This is a genomic window from Actinomadura rugatobispora (genome assembly GCF_042656285.1).
GTDB classification, from domain to species: Bacteria; Actinomycetota; Actinomycetes; order Streptosporangiales; family Streptosporangiaceae; genus Spirillospora; species Spirillospora rugatobispora.
The window spans coordinates 61,143-69,384 of the sequence record NZ_JBHSON010000061.1; the positions used below are offsets into that span (position 1 = coordinate 61,143).

General features: G+C 73.4%; 7 protein-coding genes. 4 read left to right on the plus strand and 3 right to left on the minus strand.

The features are described from left to right. Positions 1-214: 214 nt before the first annotated feature. The gene (locus tag ACFPZN_RS35750) at positions 215-2,296 is read left to right on the plus strand and encodes a SpoIIE family protein phosphatase (protein ID WP_378286865.1); all 2,082 of its coding nucleotides are present in this window, start codon (positions 215-217) and stop codon (positions 2,294-2,296) included. A 152-nt stretch (positions 2,297-2,448) separates the two neighbouring features. Here ACFPZN_RS35750 and ACFPZN_RS35755 read toward each other — a convergent pair whose 3' ends face one another. Then, the gene (locus tag ACFPZN_RS35755) at positions 2,449-2,964 is read right to left on the minus strand and encodes a hypothetical protein (RefSeq protein WP_378286866.1); all 516 of its coding nucleotides are present in this window, start codon (positions 2,962-2,964) and stop codon (positions 2,449-2,451) included. Between the two features lie 379 nt (positions 2,965-3,343). Between ACFPZN_RS35755 and ACFPZN_RS35760 the strand changes: the two genes are divergently transcribed. The 3 genes from ACFPZN_RS35760 to ACFPZN_RS35770 all read left to right on the plus strand — a co-directional run bounded on the left by ACFPZN_RS35760 (position 3,344) and on the right by ACFPZN_RS35770 (position 6,174). Next, positions 3,344-3,835: a metallophosphoesterase family protein gene (locus ACFPZN_RS35760; protein ID WP_378286867.1), complete on the plus strand. Its 492-nt coding sequence runs from the start codon at positions 3,344-3,346 to the stop codon at positions 3,833-3,835. 14 nt (positions 3,836-3,849) lie between these two features. Beyond that, a complete protein-coding gene (locus ACFPZN_RS35765) occupies positions 3,850-4,692 on the plus strand; it encodes a crotonase/enoyl-CoA hydratase family protein (RefSeq protein ID WP_378286868.1) in 843 nt (280 codons plus the stop codon). 102 nt (positions 4,693-4,794) lie between these two features. Further along, positions 4,795-6,174, plus strand: a complete 1,380-nt coding sequence (locus tag ACFPZN_RS35770; RefSeq protein WP_378286869.1) for a nucleobase:cation symporter-2 family protein — start codon at positions 4,795-4,797, stop codon at positions 6,172-6,174. Here ACFPZN_RS35770 and ACFPZN_RS35775 read toward each other — a convergent pair. Together ACFPZN_RS35775 and ACFPZN_RS35780 are read right to left on the minus strand one after the other, a co-directional pair. Next, positions 6,134-6,532 (minus strand): DUF2752 domain-containing protein, encoded by a 399-nt coding sequence (locus ACFPZN_RS35775; RefSeq protein WP_378286870.1) that lies wholly within the window; start codon positions 6,530-6,532, stop codon positions 6,134-6,136. The two genes, ACFPZN_RS35770 and ACFPZN_RS35775, sit on opposite strands and share 41 nt — an antisense overlap. A gap of 5 nt (positions 6,533-6,537) precedes the next feature. After that, positions 6,538-6,828: a CD225/dispanin family protein gene (locus ACFPZN_RS35780; protein WP_378286871.1), complete on the minus strand. Its 291-nt coding sequence runs from the start codon at positions 6,826-6,828 to the stop codon at positions 6,538-6,540. Between the last annotated feature and the right edge of the window lie 1,414 nt (positions 6,829-8,242).

The following is an 8,242-nucleotide window of genomic DNA, read 5'->3' on the forward strand; positions in this document are numbered from 1 at the left end:
AGCCGGCGCCCCGGGTGCGGGGAGCCCGGAGGACGGGGCCGGCGCGGGATGAACGTGGCGTTCGTGACCAGAGTGACGGTCAGGACGGCGTGTGGTAATTTTCCACAGGTCTTGTGAAGATGCTGGCGGTTTCTGACGCGAGGCGAGATGATCGTGCTGTACCGGGGGAGCCCAGTTCGAGGCGGGGGTCGTCTTCCCGAGAGGACCACGTGACGTGCAGCCACGGCTCCCGGCGGAGGGACCGTCCACCGGCTCCCGCGCGCCCGCCGGTTCCGATCCGTTCCGTTCGCCGGGCGCGCCCGGCCGTCCGGCGGCCCCGGCGGCGCTCGCCGTGGGGCCCGACGGCCGCATCGTCCACTGGAGCAGCGCCGCCGCCGAACTGCTCGGGGTGCCGGCCGAGGAGGTCGCGGGCCGCCGCGTCGCCGACCTCGCCCACGACGACGACGGGCGCGCGACGATCGCGGCCGCGCTGGCGGAGGCGAGCGCCGGACGGCCCCAGGCCGGCGTGCGGGCCGTCCTGCGCGACACCGCCGGCGCCCCCGCGCGCGCCGTGGAGCTCTCGTGCGACCCGATGGACGACGGCCTGGTGGCCGTCATCGTCGCGCCCGCCCGCCCGCCGCACCCGCCGGCGGCGACCGGGCCCGGCCCGGACGACGTCCCGAGCCGTACGCCGCGGTCCAGGCTGGCCCTGCTGAGCGAGGCCGGAGCCCGCCTCGGCAGCACGCTCGACGTACGGCGGACCGGCGCCGAGCTGGTCGGGCTCGTCCTTCCCGGCCTGGCCGACGCCGCGTGCGTGCTCGTCCTCGAACGGTTCATCGCCGGTGACGACTTCCCCGAGCGCGCCGGCGGCGGCGCCGTCACCCGCAGGATCGCCTCCGGCGCCGTCGATCCCGCGTCGCCCGGATGGCCCGCCGCGCTGGCCTCCCACGAGCTGGTGACCTGCCAGCCCGGGGCGCCGTACGCCGACTGCATGGAGTTCGACCGGACGATCGCGTTCAGCGGCGGCCTGGCCGTCCCGCTGCGTGCGCGCGGCACCGTGCTCGGCTGCCTCGTGCTGCTGCGCGGCCAGGCCCGCCCCGCCTTCGACTCCCACGACATCGCGCTCGCCGAGGACCTGGCCGCCCGCGCCGCCGTCTGCCTCGACAACGCCCGCCTCTACGACCGCGAGCGCCGCACCGCGCTCACGCTGCAGAGCAGCATGCTGCCCACCGGGCTGCGCGAGCCGCTGGGCCTGGAGATCGCGCACCGCTACCTGCCGGCCGGCGACCTCACCTGCGTCGGGGGCGACTGGTACGACGCCATCCCGCTCCCCGGCGGCCGGGTCGCGCTGGTCGTCGGGGACGTCATGGGCCACGGCACCGGCGCCGCCGCGACGATGGGCCAGCTGCGCACCGCGGTCCGCGCCCTCGCCGGCCTGGACCCGAGGCCCGAGGACGTGCTGCACCGCCTCGACGAGATGATCGAGGACATGGGCGGCGCGCCCAACGCCACCTGCGTCTACGCCGTCTACGACCCGGTGGAGCAGACCTGCGCGGTGGCGCGGGCCGGGCACGTCCCGCCGGTCGTCCTGCACCCGGACGGGCGCACCGAGATCCTCGACATCCCGCCGGGCCTGCCGCTGGGCATCGGCGGCGAGGCGTTCGAGTCCCGGACGGTGCGGCTGGCGGACGGGTGCACGCTGGTGCTGGTGACCGACGGGCTGGTGGAGAGCCGCGACCGCGACATCGACGCCGGGATCGAGGCGCTGCGGGAGACCCTGGCGGGGGCGCCGCGCGGGCTGGAGGAGATCTGCGACCTGGCGGTGGAGGCGCTGCGGCCCGGCGACGACCGCGCCGATCGCGACGACATCGCGCTGCTGCTGGCCCGCGTCCGGGCGCTGCCGCCCGACCGGATCGCCGCCACGACGCTGCCCGCCGAGGCGGGGGCGGCGCGGCGGGCCCGCCGCTTCGTCCGCGACGCGCTGGCCGCCTGGGGACTGGACGGCCTGGCCCCGGCCGTCGTGCCCGCGGTCGGGGAGCTCGTGGACGACGCCGCGCGGCACGGGCCCGGCCCGTTCGGGGTCCGGCTGCTGCGCGGCACCAGCCTGGTCTGCGAGGTCGCCGACCGTTCCGGCGCGGCCGGTCCCGACCCCGACCGATCGTGCACGGACGCCTCCCGCGCGCTCGCCGGGAACGGCCGGGGCTCGTGGACGACCGGGCTCCCCGCCGTGCGCCGGGGCACCAGGCTCGTGCCCGGCGGCAGGATCCTGTGGTGCGAGCTGCCGCTCGCGCCTCCCCAGCCCCATGAATCCCACTGATGGAGAAGCACGGACCGGGCGGACGGGTGCGTTGGGGTAGTGGGGGCAGTCCGCCCGCCCGATCCGCTGCCGGCCGACGCGTGAGAGAGCCGGGCCTCACGCCGCGACCGGCGGTGGCCCCGCGTGTTCTCCGCGGGGCCGCCGGCCGGCCGTCACCCCGGCCGGTAGCTGATCGCCCCGGTGGCGAGCATCCCGCCGGCCACGGCCGCCGTCAGCCGCCGGTCGGCCGCCGTCGCGTGGTCGGCGATGTCGATGCAGCCCGCGAACAGGACGAGATGGCCGCGCCGGGAGGCCGCCGCCGTCCACCCGGGCGGCGTCCCGAGCCCCTCCACGCGGCAGAACGGCTGGGACGGCGCGTCCCGCGGGCTGCGCACCGTGAAGGTGCCGTGCCCGTCCATCCCCGCTCGCCAGCCGGGCGCGAACGGCACGAGCAGGTCCCGGGCGTCGGTGACCAGCCCGAGCCCGGTCCGCAGGCACGCCGCCAGCAGGGCGGTGACCGGCTCGCTGCCGGGATCGGCGTCGGGCGCGGGCGTGCGGGCGGGGTCGTCCAGGAACACCAGCGGGACGTCGCCGCCGGGCGCGGGCAGGACCGCCAGCAGGACGTCCAGGTCGAAGGTCACCGTGCTCCGCCCTCCGGACGGTCCGCCCGGGTGCGCGGGGTCGTTCATCGGCCACCCCCCTGTGCGAAGCGGCGAGTCGGCCGGACCCCGGGCCGGTGCAAGGGAGTGTTCTTCCTCCACGAGGCCCGGCCGTCTCACCAGATCCCCCCGCCGTTCCGATCGTTCGGACCCGGTCCGGGGCGGCGACCGCGCCAGGACGATGACGAGGGATTCGACCGTAACTCCGCAGGTCACAGAGGTGAAGTGACACGATGCTTACAGTTGTTTCCCACCCGAGTCGAAGCGCCGCGGTGGATAGATCACCCGCTGTAGATCATCCATTCACGGAGCGCTGTCCCGTCCGGAGGCGGCCGCCCGGCCGCGGGCGGGCCCGACCGTCCCGACCCGCATGCCGATCGTCCCGGCCGCACGAGGTAGAACGGGGAGGATGAACGTGGTCGCGCTCGCCGACACCCACGCGCCCCGCCGCTGGCGCGCCTGCCCGCCCGCGGTCGCCGCCCACCTGCGGCACGCGGACCTCATCCTGCACGCGGGCGACGTCTGCACCGCCGGGGTGCTGGACGAACTCGCGCGGTACGCGCCCGTCAAAGCCGTGCTCGGCAACAACGACGGGCCCGACGTGGCGGCCTGGGGCGCGCCGGAGCGCCTGGAGATCGAACTCGACGGGCTGCGCGTGGCGATGGTCCACGACAGCGGCCAGAAGAAGGGCCGTCTCGCCCGGATGCGCCGCTGGTTCCCCGACGCCGGCCTGGTCGTGTTCGGGCACTCCCACATCCCGCTGGACGAGACCGACGGCGACCTGCGGATCTTCAACCCGGGGTCGCCCACCGACCGGCGCCGCCAGTCGCACGGCACTCTCGGCCTGCTCGACATCCGGGACGGCCGTCTGGTAAACGCGAAGATCGTCCCCGTGACCTGAGCCGAGGAGCCCCCATGACCGGAACGCGTGTCACCGTGAGCGTGGACGCCGACGGCGTCGCCGACGTCCGGCTGAACCGCCCCGACAAGCTGAACGCGCTCGACATGGCGATGTTCGAGGCCCTCGCCGACACCGGCGACGCGCTGGCCGCCGACCCCGCGGTACGCGCGGTCGTCCTGTCCGGGGAGGGCCGCTCCTTCTGCGCCGGCCTCGACCTCGCCAACTTCGCCGCCCTCTCGGGGGAGGGGCAGGCGGACGGCAGCGAGCGCGCCCGCCGCCTCACCCGCGCCATCGTGGACCGCGAGCCCGGCCGCATCACCAACCTCGGCCAGCAGGCCGTCCACACCTGGCGGGAACTGCCGCAGCCGGTGATCGCCGCCGTCGCCGGGCACGCGCTGGGCGGCGGCCTGCAGATCGCCCTGGGCGCCGACCTGCGGATCGTCGCCCCCGACGCGCGGCTGTCGGTGCTGGAGATCCGCTGGGGGCTGGTCCCCGACATGACCGGCACCGCCGCGCTGGTGCGCCTGGTCGGCGACGACGTCGCCAAGGAGCTGACCTTCACCGGCCGGATGGTCTCCGGCGAGGAGGCGGTGCGGCTGGGCCTGGCGACCCGTACCGCCGAGGACCCGCGCGCCGCGGCGCTCGACCTGGCCCGGGAGATCGCCGGCCGCAGCCCGGACGCGATCCGCGCCGCCAAGCGCCTGCTCAACCGGGCCACCGACGGCCACGACCTGCCCGGGCAACTGCTGGAGGAGTCGCGCGCCCTGGACGCGCTGCGCGGCTCGCCCAACCAGGTCGAGGCCATCCGGGCCCACTTCGAGAAGCGGCCCCCGGCCTTCACCGACCCCAGCTCCTGACCCGCGGGCCGCGGGCACCCCGCCGCACATCCGGCGGGGGCGGCACGGCAGACTTCCGCCGCACAAGAAATGCAACGTTCCAAACCGGAGGGCTCGACAGCGATGGCCGACGCCAGGCACCCCGTCGACGAGGTGCTCCCCATCCCCAGGCTGGCACTGTACGGGTTCCAGCACGTCCTGGCCTTCTACGCCGGCGCGGTCGTCGTCCCCATCCTGGTCGCCGGGGCGCTCGGGCTGTCCGACGAGCAGCTCGTCTACCTGATCAACGCGGACCTGTTCACCTGCGGGATCGCCACCATCATCCAGTCGCTGGGCTTCTGGCGGTTCGGGATCCGGCTGCCGATCGTGCAGGGCGTCACGTTCACCGCGGTCGCCCCCATGATCGCGATCGGGCAGGGCGCGGCGAACGGCACCGCGGCGCTGCTGGCCATCTACGGCGCCACCATCACCGCCGGCCTGGTGATGATCCTGGTCGCCCCGTTCCTCGGCCGGATCCTGCGGCTCTTCCCGCCGGTCGTCACCGGCACCGTCCTGACCATCATCGGCCTGACCCTGCTCCCGAACGCGATCAACGACGCCGCGGGCGGCGCCGCCGCCAAGGACCACGGGAGCTGGAAGCACCTGGCCTACGCGGGCGGCACGCTGCTGTTCATCCTGGTCCTCTACCGGCTGCGGCGCCCGTTCCTCAGCAGCATCGCCGTCCTGCTCGGCCTCGTCGGCGGCACCGCCGTCTCCTGGCTGCTCGGCGACACCACCTTCGACGCGGTCGGGACGGCCGACTGGCTCGGGGTGACCACCCCGTTCCACTACGGGACGCCGACCTTCCAGATCGGCCCCATCATCGCGATGCTGCTGGTGATGATGGTCACCGTCGTCGAGACCGTCGGCGACTCCAAGGCCACCGGCGAGATCGTCGGCAAGGAGGTCACCCCCGACGGCATCACCCGGGCCCTGCGCGCCGACGGGCTGTCCACCTTCCTCGGCGGCGTGCTGAACGCCTTCCCCTACACCTGCTTCGCGCAGAACGTCGGCCTGGTGCGCCTCACCGGCGTCCGCAGCCGCTTCGTCGTGGTCACCGCCGGGATCATCATGATGGTGCTCGGCCTGTTCCCCAAGGTCGCCGCCTACGTCGCCGCCATCCCCAGCGACGTGCTCGGCGGCGCCGCCATCGCGATGTTCGGCATGGTCGCGGTCGTCGGCATGCAGACCCTCGGCAAGGCCGACCTGCGCCAGGAGCGCAACGCCCTCGTCGTCGCCGTCAGCATCGCGATGGCGATGGTGCCCGCCACCATCCCGACCTTCGGCGACAACATGCCCCGGGACGTGGCCGCCATCCTCGACAGCGGCATCACCCTGGGCGGCCTCACCGCCATCATCCTCAACCTGCTCTTCAACGTCCTCACCCGCACGCCGCCGTCCGCCGCCGGCGAGCCTCCCGCGCTCACGCCGCCAGGAAGGCCCCCCACGGCAGATTCCGCATGAGCCAGAAGCCCATGACCGCCGCGAACAGCCCCCAGATCAGCCGGGGATCGCCCGCCCGGGTGCGCGCCGGACGGCCCCGCGCCCGCGCGACCGTCCAGCGCGCCCAGAAGAAGGCCAGCACGGGCAGCATGCTCACCACGAACACGTTGAGCGCGAGCGCCTCCCCGACGTGGCCGTGCGCGAGGGCGTGCAGCGTGCGCAGCGCGCCGCAGCCCGGGCACTGGTACCCGGTCAGCGCCAGGAACGGGCACGTCGGGTAATTGCCCCGCTCGTTCGGGTCCACCAGGGCGACGGTCGCGACCACGGCGGCGGCCAGCGCCAGCACGCCGCCGGGCGCCGCCAGGCCGCGGATCCGCACGTCGGTCAGTAGCGGTAGGTGTTCCCGCCGGTCGCCAGCACCACCGCGCCCCAGATCAGTCCGATGACCAGACCCACGACGGCGGACACGATCGCCCAGACGCGGGCGTTCTTGGACGCGTTGTACGCGCCCTGGTGGTCACCGGCCTGCCACTTGGAGTTGACCTGCGCCGCGTACACGATCGAGACCACGCCGGCGGGCAGGCAACAGAAGATCGTCGTCAGGATCGCCCACACCAGGTGGTTGGACGGAGGCGAGGCGTAGCCGCCTTGCCCGGGCGGCGGGTAGTAGCTCACTGGCGGACCTCCAGAACGTGCGAAACGGTCAATGTGAACCCTGTTTCGGGCATACCTGGATCAAGCCGACATCGAAGTGACAACCGCCGTTTGGGAACGTTCCCAACTCTGCCCGCCACAACCACCAGAACCCGATACAACCCGCTCACCACACCCGCCCCCGCAAGTCCGAAGCCCCTGCCGCCTCGCCACAAGCTGCAGAGACACCGAGCGCGATACCCCCGCCCCCAGACTTGGGCGCATGCAGCCAGAGGATCCAGGGGATGCCGGTCAAGATGCCCGCGATGCCGCAGAGCACGCCGGGGAGGAGCGTCCGGCGCAGCCAAACCCCGGCCGCCTCGTGCCATGGGCGACGTGCCCCCCACCCTGCTTTCGATCGCTGAGGACCCATCCGCCCTGCCGGACTGGGCACTCAGAACTCCCGGGCGCGGTACGTGGCCTCCGATCGCCCTCGGCCCGGTGCGCCCGCCGTTCATGGGAAGCAACGTCCCCACCCTCCTCCGGGATGGTCCAGTTGCACCGGCAGGCATACGAGTCGCGAGTCTGGGACGAGCAGATCGAAGCGATGTGCCAGCTCCACCTCCCACGCGACAGCCTGCTTCAGAGAGGAGCGTGCCCGGCCAACCGCATTGGGATGGACGCGGGTCGCGAACACGCACCCAAGGGAAACAAGGTGTCAGCTGGGGCCCGGTGCCGGCTGGCGCGAGCATCCGCCCCAGCGGGGGAGGACGTTCGGCACATCGATCACCTTCGGCCCGACGCCGTCACGTCCCCGCCGCTGCTGGAACGATGCCCCGTACAGCGCCTCCGCGAAGACACGGGCACCCGCTCGAGGACGCTGCCCACAGCGGGGCGCAGCTCGGCACGGCCGGGGCGGCGGGCCGTGTGGAACCGGAGCAGGGCACCCATCCGTTGGACTCTTGTGGGTGGTGAGTGCCGCTTGGCAGCCGGACGGAACGCGTCCCGCCCGGCTCGTTCGCGACGGACACGCCGCTCGTGACCAGCTGATTTGACGCGGGCGACTCGAGCGTATAGCTTTACTCCTCGTCCCTTGGAGATGCGTGACGCCATCGTGCATGGCGGCCGGCCCAAGGGGTAACCATCCTCGATCAAGCCGACATGGCTTTGCCATGCCCGCGTTCGTGCGGTGGCTTCGGAAAAGGCCCGAATTTGACAATCGAGCCGGATCTGATGAAATAGCACCAACGCCCGGAAGGGCCCGCGGAAGCGGGACTGGAAAGGCAAATCGGAAAAGCCCGGAATTGACAGACCGAGCGGATCTGATAAAGTGAAAGAGTCGCCCCGGGGCGGGAAACGCGAAAGCGGGTCCAGCGCGGTGGGTGTCCGTTTCTTGAGAACTCAACAGCGTGTTAAAAGCCAGTGCCTTTATAGGTCCGGCCGTTTAGGTCGGACC